General features: G+C 72.6%; 16 protein-coding genes. 9 read left to right on the forward strand and 7 right to left on the reverse strand.

What is annotated here, in order from left to right; translation table 11 throughout:
* Window positions 1-63 precede the first annotated feature (63 nt).
* A complete protein-coding gene (locus A3IC_RS0113865) occupies window positions 64-1,338 on the reverse strand; it encodes a metallophosphoesterase (RefSeq protein ID WP_020550652.1) in 1,275 nt (424 codons plus the stop codon).
* 271 nt (window positions 1,339-1,609) lie between these two features.
* Here A3IC_RS0113865 and A3IC_RS54325 point away from each other — a divergent pair, with 271 nt between their 5' ends.
* The 3 genes from A3IC_RS54325 to A3IC_RS0113880 are packed head-to-tail and all read left to right on the forward strand — an operon-like array spanning window position 1,610 to window position 4,796.
* Entirely contained in the window at window positions 1,610-2,155 is a 546-nt protein-coding gene (locus A3IC_RS54325) for a TrmH family RNA methyltransferase (protein WP_020550653.1), read from the forward strand.
* Window positions 2,156-2,178: 23 nt separating this feature from the next.
* Window positions 2,179-3,642, forward strand: a complete 1,464-nt coding sequence (locus A3IC_RS0113875) for a carboxylesterase/lipase family protein (RefSeq protein WP_020550654.1) — start codon at window positions 2,179-2,181, stop codon at window positions 3,640-3,642.
* Entirely contained in the window at window positions 3,624-4,796 is a 1,173-nt protein-coding gene (locus tag A3IC_RS0113880) for a type ISP restriction/modification enzyme (protein WP_245599287.1), read from the forward strand. Before A3IC_RS0113875 ends, A3IC_RS0113880 begins: the two co-directional genes overlap by 19 nt.
* Before the next feature lie 159 nt (window positions 4,797-4,955).
* Here A3IC_RS0113880 and A3IC_RS64800 read toward each other — a convergent pair whose 3' ends face one another.
* A complete protein-coding gene (locus A3IC_RS64800) occupies window positions 4,956-5,783 on the reverse strand; it encodes an amidohydrolase family protein (RefSeq protein WP_211232285.1) in 828 nt (275 codons plus the stop codon).
* A 769-nt stretch (window positions 5,784-6,552) separates the two neighbouring features.
* Between A3IC_RS64800 and A3IC_RS62255 the strand changes: the two genes are divergently transcribed.
* Complete coding sequence (locus tag A3IC_RS62255) at window positions 6,553-7,320, forward strand: hypothetical protein (protein WP_026218240.1); 768 nt, start codon at window positions 6,553-6,555, stop codon at window positions 7,318-7,320.
* 101 nt (window positions 7,321-7,421) lie between these two features.
* On the opposite strand, the gene A3IC_RS0113900 is transcribed toward A3IC_RS62255, so the two are convergent.
* Entirely contained in the window at window positions 7,422-8,558 is a 1,137-nt protein-coding gene (locus A3IC_RS0113900) for a serine hydrolase domain-containing protein (protein ID WP_026218241.1), read from the reverse strand.
* Between the two features lie 68 nt (window positions 8,559-8,626).
* Window positions 8,627-9,229, reverse strand: a complete 603-nt coding sequence (locus A3IC_RS0113905) for a TetR/AcrR family transcriptional regulator (protein ID WP_020550659.1) — start codon at window positions 9,227-9,229, stop codon at window positions 8,627-8,629.
* 1,162 nt (window positions 9,230-10,391) lie between these two features.
* On the opposite strand from A3IC_RS0113905, the gene A3IC_RS54335 reads away from it, so the two are divergent.
* Together A3IC_RS54335 and A3IC_RS0113920 are read left to right on the forward strand one after the other, a co-directional pair.
* Complete coding sequence (locus tag A3IC_RS54335; RefSeq protein WP_158695951.1) at window positions 10,392-11,228, forward strand: ABC transporter ATP-binding protein; 837 nt, start codon at window positions 10,392-10,394, stop codon at window positions 11,226-11,228.
* Window positions 11,221-11,508, forward strand: a complete 288-nt coding sequence (locus A3IC_RS0113920) for a hypothetical protein (protein ID WP_020550661.1) — start codon at window positions 11,221-11,223, stop codon at window positions 11,506-11,508. The genes A3IC_RS54335 and A3IC_RS0113920 overlap by 8 nt, the downstream gene beginning before the upstream one ends.
* Window positions 11,509-11,515: 7 nt before the next feature.
* Here the strand turns inward: A3IC_RS0113920 and A3IC_RS0113925 are convergent, their stop codons facing one another.
* Window positions 11,516-11,866, reverse strand: coding sequence for a nucleotide pyrophosphohydrolase (locus A3IC_RS0113925; RefSeq protein WP_020550662.1), 351 nt, complete (start codon window positions 11,864-11,866; stop codon window positions 11,516-11,518).
* 130 nt (window positions 11,867-11,996) lie between these two features.
* Here A3IC_RS0113925 and A3IC_RS0113930 point away from each other — a divergent pair, with 130 nt between their 5' ends.
* Window positions 11,997-12,788, forward strand: a complete 792-nt coding sequence (locus A3IC_RS0113930) for an exodeoxyribonuclease III (RefSeq protein ID WP_020550663.1) — start codon at window positions 11,997-11,999, stop codon at window positions 12,786-12,788.
* Window positions 12,789-13,008: 220 nt separating this feature from the next.
* Here A3IC_RS0113930 and A3IC_RS0113935 read toward each other — a convergent pair whose 3' ends face one another.
* Both A3IC_RS0113935 and A3IC_RS0113940 read right to left on the reverse strand, forming a co-directional pair.
* Window positions 13,009-14,166, reverse strand: coding sequence for a DUF5925 domain-containing protein (locus A3IC_RS0113935; protein WP_211232286.1), 1,158 nt, complete (start codon window positions 14,164-14,166; stop codon window positions 13,009-13,011).
* Between the two features lie 462 nt (window positions 14,167-14,628).
* Window positions 14,629-14,997, reverse strand: coding sequence for a GntR family transcriptional regulator (locus tag A3IC_RS0113940; RefSeq protein WP_020550665.1), 369 nt, complete (start codon window positions 14,995-14,997; stop codon window positions 14,629-14,631).
* Between the two features lie 197 nt (window positions 14,998-15,194).
* On the opposite strand from A3IC_RS0113940, the gene A3IC_RS54340 reads away from it, so the two are divergent.
* On the forward strand, window positions 15,195-15,881 hold the full coding sequence (locus A3IC_RS54340; protein WP_020550666.1) for a Crp/Fnr family transcriptional regulator: 687 nt from the start codon (window positions 15,195-15,197) through the stop codon (window positions 15,879-15,881).
* Between the two features lie 95 nt (window positions 15,882-15,976).
* Complete coding sequence (locus tag A3IC_RS62260; RefSeq protein WP_026218244.1) at window positions 15,977-16,807, forward strand: hypothetical protein; 831 nt, start codon at window positions 15,977-15,979, stop codon at window positions 16,805-16,807.

Consider the following 16,807-nt stretch of genomic DNA (forward strand, 5'->3'; position numbering starts at 1 on the left):
GGCACACTGCTGCGGATGCGGTGACGGAGGCGCCGATCAGGGCTTTGTGCCGACGGGGTCCGACTATTTCGGGTGGAGTTCCACCATCGTGACCTCCGGGGGTGCCCCGACGCGGACCGGTGGGCCCCAGAAGCCGGCGCCTCTGGTGATGTAGAGCATCGTGTCGTCGACCCTGTGCAGGCCGGCGACAGCCGGCTGGTCGAGCTTGACCAGGAGTTGGACCGGGAACATCTGGCCGCCGTGGGTGTGGCCGGAGAGTTGCACGTCGACGTCGTACTTGGCGGCGTCGTCCACCTGGACCGGCTGGTGGGCGAGCAGCACCACCGGGCGGGAGGGGTCGCGATTGCCCAGTGCCTTGGCGAAGTTGGGGCCGTCGTGGTGGGACTTGCCGGTGATGTCGTTGACCCCGGCCAGGTCGAAGGCGGCGCCGCCGCGGGCGATCTCTAACCGGTCGTTGGCCAGCGTGTGGACGTTCAGCTCGGCGAGTTCGGCGACCCAATCCGCCGCGCCGGACATGTAGTCGTGGTTGCCGGTGACGAAGAAGCTGCCGTATCGGCTGGTCAGCCGCCGCAACGGCGCCGCGTCGCCGCCCAGTTGCCCGGCCGTGCCGTCGGCCAGGTCGCCGACGATGGCGACCAGGTCCGGGTTGGTCCGGTTGATCGTCTCCACCACCCGCGTGGTGTGCGCCCGCCCGAGCAGCGGACCCAGATGGATGTCGCCGACCACCGCGATCCGGAAGCCGGCCAGCCGCGGATCCAGCCGCGTCACCGGTATCCGCACCCGCACGGTCCGCGGCGCGCCCAGGGCCTGGGTCATTCCGTAGCCGACGGTGCCCAGCGAGGTGCCCGCCGCCAACAGCGCGACCGACCGACTCAGCACCAGGCGGCGATCCGGTCCCAGGGGCGTGCCCGAGGCGGCGGCCGACGGCTCGGCGGCGGGCTCCGCGAGGTCCGGATCCGGCCCGTCGGCGCCGACGGGCACCGCGACCGGCAACTCCGCCGACACCGGCTCGATCGCCCCACGTCGCCGCAGCGCCCGAAGCGCGAGCACCCGGGGCACCTCCAGCACTCCCAGTGCGAGCACCACGTACAACAGCAGGGCCATCCAGATGAAGCCCGGCCACGCGATCCACTCCGTGCCGCGCGGGCCGAACGCCTTGGGCAGGGCCAACGCACCCGCCATCGACAGTCCGAGCGCGACCACCACACCCGCGCCGATCCGCCGCACGAGCCCCGACCGGGTGGTGTCGCGCACGAGTCGCCGCCACACGTAGAGGTGCACGCCGACCAGCAGCGCGAGCACGGCCACGGCCGCGACGATCACCAGGACAACGGTCAAGGCAGGACTCCCGGGTGAATGGATGTTCCCGGGAAGCGTGTCACGCCCGCGCGGGCCCCGGCATCCGGCTCGCGGAGTATCCGAGTCTGCTTCCGTGGGCGCAATACCGCGCCGTTCGCCGTATCCTGACGCGGTAGCGACACCCGATGATGGCCCGGTCACGCCGCGAAGTGGCCCCACTCGTGAAGCGAATGATGCCAAGTAACGACAAGTCCGACCGCATCGATCGGACCACCACGCACGTCGACGGGAGGCGCTCCTCCCGGGAGCGATGACCCCGCGCGGCGGGACCCGCCCCGCCGACCCCGCGTACCACGTCAACACCCGCGCCGAGCTGAAGCGACAGCGACGTACCAGGGCGCACGGCTGCTGGGACCACCTCTACCTCGCGCCGCTGTGGCCCAAGTACGGCGTCAACCTCGGCACCCTCCTGCGCACGTGCGACGCGGTCGGCGCGTGCCTCGTCGTCCCGCGACTGCCCTGGGTCCCCGAGGCTTTGGCCCGGGGCAACACGCTGCGCAGGCCGACCTGCGTGCATCGGGTCGGCGATCCGCTCACCTGGTTGGCCGGCCGGCGAGAGGTCGGCGCCCGGGTGGTCGGCGTCGAACTCGCCGACGACGCGGTCCGCCTCGCCGACCTGAAACCCGCCCGCTGCCCCACCATCGCCGTGCTCGGCCACGAGAGCGACGGCATCCCGTTCGAGGCGTTGCCGTATCTCGACGAGATGGTGGAGATCCCGATGATCGGTACCGGAACCAGTCTCAACGTCGCGGTGGCCGGGTCCCTGGTCGCCTACAAGCTCGCGGGTCTGCTCTGACGGCGGGTCCTATGCTCGGTGCCATGGTGCATGTGCGAACGTCGCTGGGTGGCCTGATCGGCGAGGAATCGGACGGGGTCCGGATCTTTCGAGGCGTGCCCTTCGCCGCGCCGCCGCTGGGACCGGCCCGGTTTCGTGCGGCCGGTCCGGCGGCGGCCTGGGGCGGGGACCGGGACGCACGCGAGTTCGCCCGCGCGGCGCCGCAGCCGATGGGCCAGTACGGGGCCGCGCCGGTGGCCGTCGACGAGGACTGCCTGTATCTGAACATCTACGCGCCCGCCGGGCCCGGCCCGCATCCGGTGCTCGTGTGGGTGCACGGCGGCGGATACACCAGCGGCGCGTCGTTCGAGGGTGTGTACGACGGCAGCGGGTTCGCGCGCCGCGGCGTGCTGGTGGTCACGCTCGCCTACCGGCTGGGCGTACTGGGGCTGTTGCACCTGCGGCACCTGCTGGGCGACGAGTACGCCGCCTCCTCGGCCAATGCGCTCCTGGACGTGGTTCAGGGGCTGCGCTGGGTGCGCGAGCACATCGGTGCGTTCGGTGGGGATCCCGGCCGGGTCACCCTCGGCGGGGTCTCGGCCGGCGCGAAGCTCACCGCCAACCTGCTCGCGATGCCCGCCGCGCGCGGGCTCTTCCATCGGGCGATCGTGCAGAGCGGCGGAGCGCAGACGCTGCGCAGCGTGCCCGAGGCCGAGCAGGCCACCGCCGACGTGCTGGCCGCGCTCGGGATCACCCCGGACCGGGCCGCCGAGCTGATCGACGTGCCCGTGGCCGAGTTGCTCCACGCGCAGGCCGAGGCGATCGGGCGCGGCGCGGCGCGGTTCGTGTTCCGGCCGGTGGTCGATCCCGCCGGGCCGCTGCCGGTGACCCCGCTGCGGGCGATCCGCGGCGACGTGCCGATCCTGCTCGGGTCGAACCAGGACGAGGAGGAGATGTTCGTGGTCACGGAGGGTGGCGGCGCACGCGAGCCCGGACCCGCCGACCTGGCCAACCTGCGCCGCCCGGACGCGCTCACCGAGTTGGTGCGCACGTACGCGGAGCTGTATCCGGAGCTGAACGGGCGCTCGCGGCGGATCCGACTGCTCACCGCCGAGTCCTACGGGATACCGACCGTCCGGCTCGCCGAGGCGCAACTCGCGGCCGGTGGCACCGCGTACATGTACCGCTTCCGCTGGGCGCCCAAGGCGCATCCGCAACGACTCGGGTCGCCGCACGCGATCGACATCCCGTTCGTGTTCGGCACCCTGGACACGCCGCTCGGCCGCTGGTTGACCGGCGGTGTGCCGCCCGCCGCACGGGAGTTGTCCGGCCGGATCCAGCAGGCGTGGACCGCGTTCGTCAAGGGCGGGCCGCCGGTGGCCGACGGGTTGCCGGCGTGGCCCTCGTACGACCCGACCGAGCGGCGCACGATGCTGCTCGACGTGCCGGCGACGGTGGTCGGGGATCCGGATCGGGAGGAGCGGCGGGTGTGGGACCACGCGATGTGAGCCCGGTCGGGGTGGCCGCGCTCGCGGATCTGATGCCGTGGGGGACGACCGGGATCGGCACGGGACGGACGTGGGTGTACGCACCCGAACGGGAGACGCTGCGTCGGCGCTGGGCCCGATTGGCCGCCGCCGAGGACCGGAACGCCCTCTTGCAGCCGACCCGTTCGCGGACCGAGGCGTCCCGGCCCGCGCCGCTGCCCGGGTGTGACGCGCCGACCGGGCCGCTGGCGCGTGAGGTCGGTGCGACGCCTCGGCTGGTGCGGGTCGCCCGGCGGCCCTTCGATCGGCAGTGGCTGATCGCGGACCACCGCGTGGTGGACTTCGCCCGGCCCGAGCTGTGGCGGGTGCGCGGAGACCGGCAGGTCTACCTGACGGAGCGTCAAGCGGGGGACCCCTGGCCGCTGTTGTGCAGTGCGCTGCTGCCGGATGCGGCCCACCACGGTGGCCGCGGCGGGCGGGTCGCGCCGCTGTACCGGGACCCGGCGGGCGGAGAGCCCAACCTGGCCCCCGGACTGGTCGAACTGCTCGCGGCTCGGCTCGGCGTCCCGGTCACGGCCGAGGACCTGTTCGCCTGGATCGTGGCGGTGACGGTGGACCCGGCACGGGTGCCGCTGACCGCCGACCCGCGGTTGTGGGCGGCGGGCGTCGAGCTCGGCCGCCGACTGATCGGCCTGTACACGTTCGGCGCGCGGTTCGGCCGCCCCGGCGACGGCAAACCCCGACTGCCGGGCGGTCGCCGCCCGTTCGTTCGCGAGCCGGTCCCGGCCCGGCCGACCGGCGCGACCTACCACGAGGAGAGCCGTTCGCTCCTGTTGGGCACCGGCCGGATCGGGCCCGTCCCGCGCGAGGTGTGGGACCTGGGCATCCTCGAACCGTGGATCGCGGCCCGCACCGAGCCCCCGGGCGAGGGCCTGGAGCGAATCCGCGAGCGCACCTGGTCGACCGACCTGACCAGCGAACTGATCGACCTGCTGAACGTGTTGGGCCTGCTCGCCGACCTGACCGAGGAGCAATCCGAACTCCGCAGCCGGGCCGTCGCGGCCCCCACCCTCGATCCCGCCCCGCTGCTCCCACCCGCCCCCGCGACCCGCCGCCCACCGACGGTCCTCGACATCACCGAGGAGGGCCCGGGCGGCCAGGCCGTCCTGGTCTGAAGAGGGCAGCGATACCGGAGCCGGTGGATCGGAGGCTTCGCCCATGTCGATGTCTCCTGCGGACGACTACGAACACCGCCCACCATGCCGAGGCACATGGATCAGGTTCCCGATATGTGACGATCCGGGAGGGCGTCCCGTCGTACCTCGGTGCCGGGCTCAGTTGGGCCTGGGGGTGTTCAGTTCCCTTGCGTTCCCGCCCATGATCATGGCTTTGGTCCGCTCGTCGAAGGGCTCGAGTTCGCTCTCGTAGTCCCTCGGGGCGGGGAGGCCCTCGATGTGTGGCCGGTCGGAGCCGAAGACGACGCGGTCGGAGCCCATCAGGTCGACCACCTCGGCGAGGTCGTCCTCCCAGAACGGGTTGATCCAGACGTGCCGCTTGAAGGTCTCCACCGGGTCCTCGGGGAACAGGCCGGGGATCTTGCGGCCGACCGAGCGCAGCTTGCGGAACAGGTCGCCGAGGAACTCGGAGCCGTTCTCCACCGAGACCACCCGCACGTTCGGGAAGCGCTCGAAGAGGCGGTCGAGGATCAGCGACGCGAGGAAGTCGAAGATCGGCCGCTCCATCGTCCACAGCATGGTCACCGACGGACCGCCGCCACCCTTGAAGTCGGTGCGCAGGCCCTGCTTGCGGCTGTAGCCGTTGGCCGAGTAGCCGCTGTCGCCCGCGTGCACGATCACCGGCACGCCGGCCTCGTTCACCCGAGCCCAGAACGGGTCGAAGACCGGGTGCCCGGGCGGGTACGGGCCGTCCGCGGTGTTCGGCGCGGCCGGGCGCATGCACACGATCCGGGCGCCGCCCTCCAGCGCGCGATCCAGGTCGGCGAGCGCGGTCCGCGGGTCGGCGAGTGCGATGTAGGGCGCGGCGGTATTCCGGGCGGATCGGCTCGCGCTCGCGCAGGTACTCCAGCGGGTTGCGCCCGGAGGCGTTGCCCCGGAAGTACTCGGCCATCGCGCCGGCCTTGGCGATCGGGTCGAAGGTCGGATTGACCACGGCGTGGTTCACCGTTCCGCCGAGCACGTGGTACTTGCGACCGTTGATCTCGCACCACTGGATGACCTGTTCGCCCAGCCTCGGATCCAGGTGTCGGGTGAAGGCGTCGATGGCCTCGTAGTAGTGGTTGTCGGCGTCGAAGACGCGCATGGCGAAGACCCCCTCGGAGCGGCACGAATCCGGACGCGGGTCCGGACGCGGTCCCGGATCCGTGTCCGGTCCGGATCCGCGTCCGACTCCGGAACCGGGTCCTGTTCCGGGACCGCGCCCGGGGATTGTCGCTCGAATCGTGACGCCGTTACAAGGTAAGGAAGTCTGTCTTTTTTGGCCCGCCGGTCACGACGCCGGACGCCGGGCCTTCGCGGTGAGCGGTGCCGACCGGACGGTGCCACGGACCGCCCGAGTAACTCGTCGACGGCGCGCCAGGCCACGCCCATCGCGCCCCGGCCCAACACCTCGACGAGCCGATATCGGCCCGCCGACACCTTCACCACGGTGGCTCCCTGTGCGCACGTTCCTCGGGGACGACGATCGACCCGGGCCCGGTGGGGATGCGCGCCGCGCGACGCCCGAAATCCGGCCCCTGCGAGGATGATTGCCGCCGACCGATCGGCCCCGCAGCGAGTTTCCCGAACGGGTGATCGGTGGCTTTGCGCCAGGGCCGTCCCGCGCCTCTCGTGTGGGTGACCGCTGCTGGGTCGAACGAGGGAATGGTGTGCGCGGCGGCCGTCGGAGGCGGTCCCGGCGACCTAGCGTGATCGGGTGAGCAGACATGGGAACCGCCTGGCGGCGTCGCTGGCGGTCGCGCTCGGCGCGGCCGTGTTCGGCGCGGTTGCCGTTCCGGTCGGGGCTGCGGCGCCGCTCACCGGACCTGCGCCGGCGGTCGGCCGCAGCTCGGCCGTGCTGCTCCGCCGGCCGATTCCGCCCTCGTTGCCGCCCGCGCCGTCGAGCCGGCCGCTTCGGCCCGCTACGCCGCTGCCCGAGACGGACGCGATCCCCCCGGAGCACTGCCCCGAGCCGACCCGTGCGGCGGACCCCGACGAGGCGGGCCTGGCCGGCGGCTCGCTCCCGCACGGTCGCACCCGCGCTCTGGGCACCACTCCGATCCGGCCGGGCTGCCCCGGCCTGCCGGATGCCGGCCGCGGCGACGAGCCGGGCGTCGCGCCGAGGGTGCCACCCGGCGCCGCAGCCCGGCCCGGCAACGATCGGGGCGACGTCGGACCGCATCGACACCGGGCGGACGGACGCGCCTCGGCAGTCCCCGGCAAGCCCCGGCGTCGGGCCAAGCCTCCCGGCTCGCGCGACGACGCGGCCAAGGGCCGCGGTGCCGCCGCCGCCAAACGGGCGGTCCACGACGGGCCCGCGGTGATTGCCCGCAGAGCCATCACCGACCATGTCGCGAATACCGGCTCGACCCCACTGTTGTCGCTGAGCCTGGCGGCCGGCGCGCTACTGCTCGTCGGCGGCCTGATGCTCGACGCCGCCCGCCGCCGCGGCCGCCCCCGCCGCAGTCGCCCGCCCCGCGACTGACCCAACGCAACCGCCGCCCGGCCCCGGCCCGGCCCACCCGCTCACCCGCCCGCGCGGCAACGCGGCAACTCCGCGACCCACCGCCTGTCCGCACCCGCCACCTACCGGCCCAAACACCCCCGCACCGCGTCGATCAGGCCGAGTGCTCGTACGTCCGTGTGTAGTGGGGACCGGCCGTTCGTCACGTATGCGAAGGCCAGGCCCGAGGCCGGGTCGGCGAAGGCCAGGGGGCCGCCGCTGCCCGGGTGGCCGAATGCGGCGGGGTCGGAGGAGACGGCGAAGAAGGCGGTTTCCGGCTTCATGAAGCCGAGGCTGAAGGCGGTGTGTTCGCCGAGGATGCGGTCCGGGCCCTCGACCACCGTGCGGGTCACCTCCGTGACGGTCGCGGGGGAGAGCAGTCGCACCCCGTCCAGCGTGCCGCCTTCGGCGAGCATCGCGTACACGCGTGCCAGCGCCCGGGCGTTGGTGACGCCGAGCCCGGAGGGCACCTCCCAGGCCAGTACATCCGGGTCGTGATCCGCGCCGGGAGCGGCGAGTTCGGGCAGCGCGAGCATCGCCCGGCCGAGATCGGAGTCGAGGTCCAGCAACGCGGGGTCCGTCGGCGTGAGCGTGGTCAGGTGCGCGAGCCTGGGCACCACCGTCGCCGGCAGTCCGATGTGCGCGTCCACGCCGAGCGGGCCGGCCACCTCCTCGGCCAGGAACGCACCCACCGTGCGACCGTCCACCCGCCGGATCAGCTCGCTCGCGTAGAAGCCCCAGGTCACCGCGTGATAGCCGTGCGCCGCGCCGGGTTCCCACACGGGCCGCTGCGCGGCCAGCGCATCCGCCAGCGCGTCCGGGACGGCCACCTGGGCGAGCGTGATCGGCTCGTCCAGGAACGGCAACCCGGCCTGGTGCGAGAGCAGTTGGGATACCGTCACGTCGCGCTTGCCGGCCGCCGCGAATTCGGGCCAGTAGCGGCACACCGGCAGCGCGGGTTCGAGCAGCCCCCGGTCGATCAGGACCGCCAGGCAGGTGGCGACCAGGCCCTTGGTGACCGACCAGACCACCTGTACGGTGTCCGGCTCCCAGCTGCGGCCCGCGTCCGGTTCGGCAAGTCCGCCCCACAGGTCCACCACGGGTGCTCCGTGCAGGTGGACCGCGAGCGCGGCGCCCACCTCGCCGCGGAGGGCGAAGTTTTCCTCGAACGCGGCCTGTACGGGCGCGAATCCGGGCGCGACGAATCCGTCGACGTGCATGGTGTGGTCCTTTCGCGAGCGCTCGAGGTACCCCACCGGCACCGGCGCGGCCGACAGCCGTCGCCCGGTCAGTTCCGGGGGGTGACGCCTTCCAGTACGAGCGCCGTGAATTGGGCTTCCAGTTCGGGCAGGGTGCGGTCGACGCCGGACTTCCAGCCGGCGGTCAGCCACAGCGGATAGGCGAGGTAGCGGTAGACCAGCTCCGGGTCCAGATCGGCACGGAACTCCCCGGACTCGATCCCCTCCTGGAGGGTGTTCAGCCACAGGTCGCGGACGCGCATACCGTCCATCGCCAGATGCGCGAAGCGCGGCAGGGTGGCCAGGTACGCGTAGTCCCGGACGTACATCGTGGCGGCGTCGGGGTGGTGCTCGATGGTGCGGAACGCGGCGTGCACGAGGCCGCGCAGCCGATCGCTCGACGTTCGCGCATCGGCGAACGCCTCGTCGTACCAGGTGGACAGGTCGCGCATCGCGGCGGTGAGGATCTCGTCGACCAGGTCCTCTTTGGAACCGAACCAGTGGTAGATGCTGCCCGCGAGGATTCCCGACGCGTCGGCTATCTCACGGACGGTCGACGCGACAACGCCCTTGCGGGCGAACAACGTTGCGGCCTCGGACAGGATCACCTCCCGGCGCGGAAGTGCTTCGGGTTCCGTCTTCCTGCGTGCCATGAGCGCCCGTTCTCGGTCCGGCGGGTGGATGAGGCTGCGTTGGTGCTGTGCAGCCTAACCGCAGGTGGAGCGGTTGCCGTTGATCTGTGGGGGATTGCCTTCAGGGAGAACCTAAGGAAGAACCTGACTGCCTATCTAACATTTGTTAGATTGTGCTGAACCTTCTACGCCAGTTTCCGAATCGCTGTCAAGGCCCTTGCCGGCAAAGGGTGTTGCGGTCTAGCTTGAGCCGCATCCGGGACTCCGTGGGGGATGGCCGGGCGGGGAGACGACGCGAAAGGCGTAGGCTCCCATGGCTCGTTGGACGACACGCACGGCGCGTGCCGTGCGCACGACATGCACCACGAGAGCGGAACGAACACGTCGGCGACCCGTCGGGGGCAATCCCCGTGCGGGCGGCTCGACCCTGTCCGTCCGTACCGCGCCGTCAGCCGGCGCTCGTGGCGGCGCATCGGCCGAACTCCCGGCATTCGCACCCGGCGTGTCCTGAACCATGGCCACCTTCGTCGCGCCGCTTGCCGCCGTCATCCACCCGGTGATCGGCTGCCCGGTCGCCGGTCCTGGGGAACTTCCCTGGAGCGGACGCCGGTTGCGTGACAACTCGGGGGTGCTGTCGCGCCCGGTCCCGATTCCCGTGTTCGTGGTGCGCCCGAAAGAGCCGTTCCCGACCCGACCCATCGGATCGGGCGGGACGAGATGAACCAAACCGGTACAGAAAACGTGTCGTGGCCGGGAGGTGACGCCGGGTCAGGAGGGGAGTCGGCGTACGACCGGGGCGCGGGGGCCGCCCCGGATACATCCGGGTCGTGGTCGGACGGGGCGGGGGAGCCCTGTTCGACCAATGATCCGGCTTCCGGTTCGGCCCCCGATACGGGTGGCGTGCGGGCGGGGGGTGATGCCGTGTCAGGTACGGCGTCCGGTCCCGCGCGCCGCCCGGGGGAAGGGTCCGAGGCCGGGGTGCGCCCGCATGCGCGCCCCGGCTCGGGGCCCGGACGGCCGCGCGGTCGGCGGCCTGACGCAAGGCTCGCCGCGGCTGCGATCGCCGCGGCGCACGCGGGTCCGCTCGGGGAAGCGGTACCCGTGCATTCGAGCGGCCCGGCCACGCGTGCGCGAGCGGCCGTCGCGCACGCGCGCGAGTCGGGTCATTCGAAGGAGGGCGACCATGCCTGACCCGGTGCGGCTGTACGCGCTTGGACCCGAACCGATTGCGGCCACCGCGTCCGATCAGGTCCGCCAACCCATCCTGCGGGCCCGGGACATCCGGGTGGACTTCGCCGGTGTACGCGCCGTCGACGAGGTGTCCGTGCGCGTCGATCGCGGGGAGGCGGTCGGTGTGATCGGACCGCACGGGAGCGGCAAGACCACCCTGCTGAACGCGATCACCGGAGTCGTGCCGGCCACCGGCGACCTGTTCGTGGCCGGGCTGCCGGTCCGCCTGGGTAGTCCCGAACGTTCGCGCCGGGCCGGTCTGGTCCGGATGTTCCAGACGCCCCAGCCGGTTCGCGCGCTCTCCGGCGCGGACAACGTCGTGCTCGCCGGCTCGGACATCCGGCATCGAGGTCTGCTCGCGGCCTGGCTGGCCCGCCCGCTGATGGCGCGGGTCGAGCAGGAGCGGCAATTCGGCGCCCGGGTCGCGCCGGACCGGGCCGGCGCGCGGGGTCGGCCCGAGCGCGGCGCGGACGTACTGACCTATGGCGAACGGCGGTTGCTGGACATCGCGCGCGGGATGGTGGCGGTGCCCCGGGTGCTGATCCTGGACGAGCCGAGCGCCGGGTTGAACGCGCGCGAGACGGAGGCTCTGCTCCTGCTCCTGCGCGGTGTCGCGGCGGACGGCGTGGGGCTGCTGGTGGTGGACCACAAGATCGACTTCGTCGACGCGTTGTGCGATCGGGTCACCGTGTTGGAATCCGGCCGCGTGGTTGCCGAGGGCACGCCGGCCGAGGTGCGACGGGACCGCCGCGCCGTGGACGCATGTTCGGGGGGAGTACGCGATGCCTGAGACCGAAACGCCACACGTCGACATCGACGACGTCACCGAGACCGCCGGGGTCGGCAGGATCCCGGAGCAGCGAGCCGGCACATCAAGTCCATTCGAAGGTGCCCGGTCCGCGGTCGACGGCCTGCCCGGCGACCTCGGCGCCCTGCCGTACGAACCCGACGCCCCGCGCACCCAGACCCGACTCGTGGCAGCGGTCGGCGCGAACCCGGGCGGGCGCGAGCCGCGAGCCGCGCACGGGATCACCCGCGCGCGCCGCTGGATCCGGCTGCGCCGGTCGTAGCGGGGCCCTACAGCCCCGGCGCACCCGGCGGGTACTTGATCGCGTTCTTGACCATCTTGTCCCGCAGCGCCTGTGCCGGGTCGATGCCGAGCCGGTCCGCGAGCCCGAGCAGATAGGCCAGCACGTCCGCGATCTCCTCCCGGACGTGCTCGGCGCGCTCCGGGTCCGACATCACGTCGGCGGCCTGCTCCGGGGTCAACCACTGGAAGATCTCCACCAGCTCCGCCGCCTCCACGCTCAGCGCCATCACCAGATTCTTCGGCGTGTGGAAGGGCTGCCAGTGCCGCTCGGCGGAGAACACGACAAGCGCGGCGGTCAGGTCGGCGAGGTCGGAACGGGCCGGGGGAGTGGTGTCCATGCCCCATGCCTACCGCATCCGGCGCGCCCTCGGCGCACCGGCCGTGTCACCCCGGCGGGGGAGAATGGCTCGGGGCGCGTCCGGTCGATCCGGCGGGCCCGAACGCCGTCGTCCGCTCTGGAAGGTTCGCATGAGGGTCGCCACCTGGAACATCAACTCGATCGGGGCCCGGCTGCCCAAGCTCCTTGAGTGGCTGGAGCGGGCCGCGCCCGACGTGGTCTGCCTACAGGAACTCAAGTCCACGCCCGAGGCTTACCCGACCAAGGAGCTTCAGGAGATCGGCTACGAGTCGGCCGTCAACGCCGGCGGGCGCTGGAACGGCGTCGCGGTGCTGTCCAAGGTCGGTCTGGCGGATGTCACTCTCGGCCTGGAGGCGGGGCCGGGCTTCCCGGAGGTCGACAGCCCGCACGAGGCCCGGGCGATCTCCGCGACCTGCGGAGGTGTGCGCGTGTGGTCGGTCTACGTGCCCAACGGCCGCGAGGTGGACAACCCGCACTACGCCTACAAGCTGGAGTGGCTGGCCGCGCTGCGCGCCGCGGTCGCCGCGGACGCGGCGGGCCCGCGACCGTTCGCGGTGCTCGGCGACTTCAACGTCGCGCCCACCGACCGCGACGTCTGGGACATCTCGCGGTTCGGCGAGAACTCCACGCACGTGACGCAGGCCGAGCGGGACGCGGTCACCGCGCTGGAGACCGTGGGGCTGCGCGAGGTGATGCCCCGAGCGCTCAAGTACGACGTCCCGTTCACCTACTGGGACTACCGCGAACTGGGCTTCCCGAAGAACAAGGGCATGCGGATCGACCTGGTCTACGGCAACACGCCGTTCGCGGCCTCGGTCACCGACGCGTACGTCGACCGCGAGGCCCGCAAGGGCAAGGGCACCAGCGACCACGCACCGGTCGTGGTGGACCTGGACGCGTAGCGCCCGGGCCACACCCCGGTCTCGGAGCCGACGGCTCGTCGGTTGGTCGACTCATCGGCTCCGAGAGGAGGCGAGGGCGCTTCGCCGGCGAGGTCAAACGTCCACGAGGCCCGGCCCTTCACCTCCGCGAGCGGGCGCCTCGGGATCGGGCGCCGCCGCGGGCGGGTGCCTTCGACATCGGGCGCGCCCCGAGCGCCGGGTGCGCGGACGGCCGGGCGCGCTACAGATACAGCCCCTCCCCGCCGTGCGCCGGCCGTTCGACCTCCACCGGCGCCGCGCCGTTGCGCAGCGCGTACAGCTCGGCGAGGGTGGCGTGGGTGCCGATGCCCTCGGCGGTGCCGAGCCAGTCGCGCGCCTCGGTGAAGTCCAGCGGTCCGACGTCGATCTGGGCCAGGCACCGTCCCGGTCGGACCACCGCCGGATGCAGCCGGCCGAGATTCTCGTTGGTGGTGATCGCGACCATCACGTTGCGGCCCTGTCCGAGCAGCCCGTCGGTCAGGTTCAGCAACCGCGACAACGCCTGACCGGCCGAGCGCTTGGCCTCGCCGCGGATCAGTTCGTCGCAGTCCTCCAGGACCAGCAGCCGCCACCGCTGCTTCTTGGACTTGTCGTGCGTCTCCTCGTCCTCGTCGCCGCGCCCGATCGCGACGTCCATCAGATAGCCGGTGTCGCCGAACAGCGCCTCCGGGTCGAGGACGCAGTCCATCCGGCACCAGTCCTGCCACGAGCGGGCCAGCGCGCGCAGCGCCGTGGTCTTGCCGGTACCGGGCGGGCCGTGCAGCAGGATCAGCCGCCCGGACACGTCGTCCGGGGTGACCTTCATCAGCCGATCGAACGCGCCGGCGGTCGGCGCGGTGTAGTTGCGGCGGATGTCCTCCCACGGCGCGGCAGTGATCGCCCGGGTGGTGCGGTACGGGCCGCGCCGGGCGGAGAAGTACCAAAAGCCCATCGCGACGGCCTCGTCCTTGGGCGGCGGATCCGCCGCCGCGCCCTTGACCGCCTTCTTCAGCACCGCGCGGCCGACCTTCTCGTCGACGGCGGTCACGGTCACCTCGCCGCCGCCGCTGCGCCAGCGGACCGAGCGCAGGGTCCAGCCGTCGCCCACGGCCAGTTGGGAGGAGCGGTCGTCCTCCTCGACGGCCCGCACCACCTTGGCGCCGCGGGGCACGAGTCGGGCGCCGGGCTTGACCCGGTCCAGGCGGGTGGTCCTGGCCCACGGCTGGGCGCCGGTCAGGAAAGCGGCGAGGGCGAGACCGTCCACGGCGTCGTAGGGGGTGTCCGCGTCATCGAGCCCGAATACGAAGGGCAGCAGCGTTGAGGGGTCGTCACCGGCTGAACTCGGCGCCCCATCCGGTGGGCGGGGCGTCTGGCGAGGCATCGACATGATTTCGATGATCCGGTGCCCCGGGCCGTCCGTACAGGGGTTTTCGGGTAGCGGTTTCCCGGCCGGGCCGGTGTCCGCCGGCGACGCGGGGTGACCGTTCCCGGTCACCGCACCGGGGCGGGCGCTCCGCTGCGACCGGGGTTCGAGGACCCGGCCGAGACTCGGTTCGTCCGGCCCGGCCGGGATGGGGCCGCCCCGACGGCGAGGTCCGGCCGGCGTCCTCGGGGGACGCCGGCCGTCCCTGAACAACGCGCGGGGCGAACGCGATCCGGGTGCGCGAATCCGCACCCGGCGTGTGCCCCGGGCCGATCACGAGGACGACTACCAAGAGCCACCCGGGGCGTGCCGAACCTCGCGCGGCCCCGCGTGAACCAGCGCGCGGGGCCCGCCCGCGCGGGGCGGGCGCGGGCGGGTCTCGCGCGCGTGGTGCGTCACCTACCTCCGTGGGCAGTGCACCTAGCCGCCGTAGACCGCGTCGAACGCGGCGAGTACGGTCGCGATGGCCTCGTCGCGAGCCAGCCCGAGGCGGTGTGCGCGGTGCGCGTATTCGAGAGCTGCCTCGCTCGCGGCCCGCTGTGCCGTGTCGCCGACGGCGGCGACAAAGCTCCCGGACCGGCCCCGGGTCTCGATCACGCCGTCCGCCTCCAGCTCGCGATAGGCGCGGGCGACGGTGTTGGGCGCGAGACCGAGCTCGCCGGCCAGGCCGCGCACGGTCGGCAAGCGGGTGCCGACAGGCAGCGTGCCGGCCCGGGCCTGATCGGCCAACTGGGCCCGGATCTGCTCGAACGGCGCGACGGTGGAGCCCGGGTCGATGGTGATCACCATGCCCGCGAGCCTAATGCCGGGGGTGCTCCCGACACCGGTCACCGCCGACACCGGTTTTCGCATCGGGAGTCGTCCGGTCGTGATGTGGCCGCCGCCGAGGGTGTCCGCCGTGCCGCGGCCTCGGATCCGACGAATCGCCGGACCGGGCGGGAGCCGCTCCGACAGGCTGGGAGGCCGGCGGCGAACGGGGACTGGGCGTGGCGGCACAGACGTACGACGAGCGGCTGGACGCGGCGGAGGTGGCCGAGTGGCGGCGGATCGGCCGGGTTCGGCGGTACGCGGACGGCGACCGGCTGATGCGCGAGGGCGAGCCGGCCACCGAGGCGCTGCTCTTGGCGGCCGGCCGGGTCAAGGTGGTCAGCACCGCGGAGGACGGTCGGGAGGTGGTGCTCGCCTATCGCCGACCCGGCGAGGTGTTCGGCGAGATCGCCGCGCTGGATCGGGGGTCACACTCGGCCACGGTGATCGCGATCGGTGACGTGTCGGCCTGGTCGTTGACCACGGATCAGTTTCTGCTCTTCCTCGGTCGTCGGCCCAGGGTGGCGATCAGTCTGCTGATGGTGATGACCCGTCGGCTGCGGCAGGCCGACGCACAGCGGCTGAACTACCGGGCCAGGAGTGTGCTGGAGCGGATGGCCGAGCGCCTGCTCACGCTCTCCGAACAGTGCGGCGAGGAGGTCGGCGACGGCCGACGGCGGGTGGCGATCCGGGTCACCATGCCCGAACTCGGGGCCTCGGTCGCGGCCGGCCGCGAGTCGGCGGTCAAGGCGTTCGCCCGGCTGCGCGAGATGGGCGCGGTCTCCGTCGACGCCGCGCGCCGATTCGTCATCGAAGATGCCGAATTGTTGGCCCGCCTCGCGGCGGGTCGAGCCGGCGAATCCTGAGCGGAGGGTAAAAGTACGCGGCGCCGCACTCGGGGCTGCGGCACGGTGGACCCGTCGAATCCAGCGTGGTCACACGCTCACCGAAGGGGGAATCCGTGTCCGACATGCCGTCGATCCGGGCGTTGTTCGCCGTGGACGCCGAGAAGTTCACGCACAACCGGGACGTGCTGCTGCCCAAGGTTCGCGAGGCCATCGGCGCGGTGGTCCCGGAGGCGTTCGCGCAGGCCGGTCTGGACTGGGACAAGCAGGTGGCCCACGTCGACGATACGGGCGACGGGCTGATCCTGACGATGACCGACGACCGAACACATCAACTGGTCGACGCCGTCTACTGGTTGGACCGCCGACTGCGCACCCGGGCGCGCCTGCACGAGGGTCCGCCGCTGCGGATGCGAGCCGCCGTGCACGTGGGCCCGATCCATGTGTCCGACGGTTCGGGAACGGCCAAGAACGAGCTGTGTCGGCTCCTCGACGACACGTTCGTGCGCGCCGCGCTGCGGGCCACCAAGGGCCACGTCGCCGCGATCGTCTCGGACATCGTGTACCGCACCGCCGTGTTGGGCGGGTACACGGAAGCGGTCGAACCGGGGTGGTTCCGCCGGGTGGAGTCGCACGTCAAGGACACCCGGCAACTCGCGTGGGTGCACGCGCCCGCGAACGATCTGCCGCCGATCCTGGACCCGGCGCCGCCGGCCGAACCCGACCGGCCGGGTCCGGCGGATGCCCCCGCACGACGTACGCCCGCCCCGGCCCGCGTGGAACCCGCGCCGGGCGGGCAGCAGTTCCACATCGGTGGCAACCTGCACGGCAACAACCTCGTGGGCGGTACCAACCACGGGGACATGAACTTCGGCACCGACGGCCGAGCCCACTACCGCGATCCGGACGACGAGCCGCGCTTCGGCGGTCCGGCGCGGGGTGTCTGA

This window comes from Embleya scabrispora DSM 41855 (assembly GCF_000372745.1).
GTDB lineage: Bacteria > Actinomycetota > Actinomycetes > Streptomycetales > Streptomycetaceae > Embleya > Embleya scabrispora.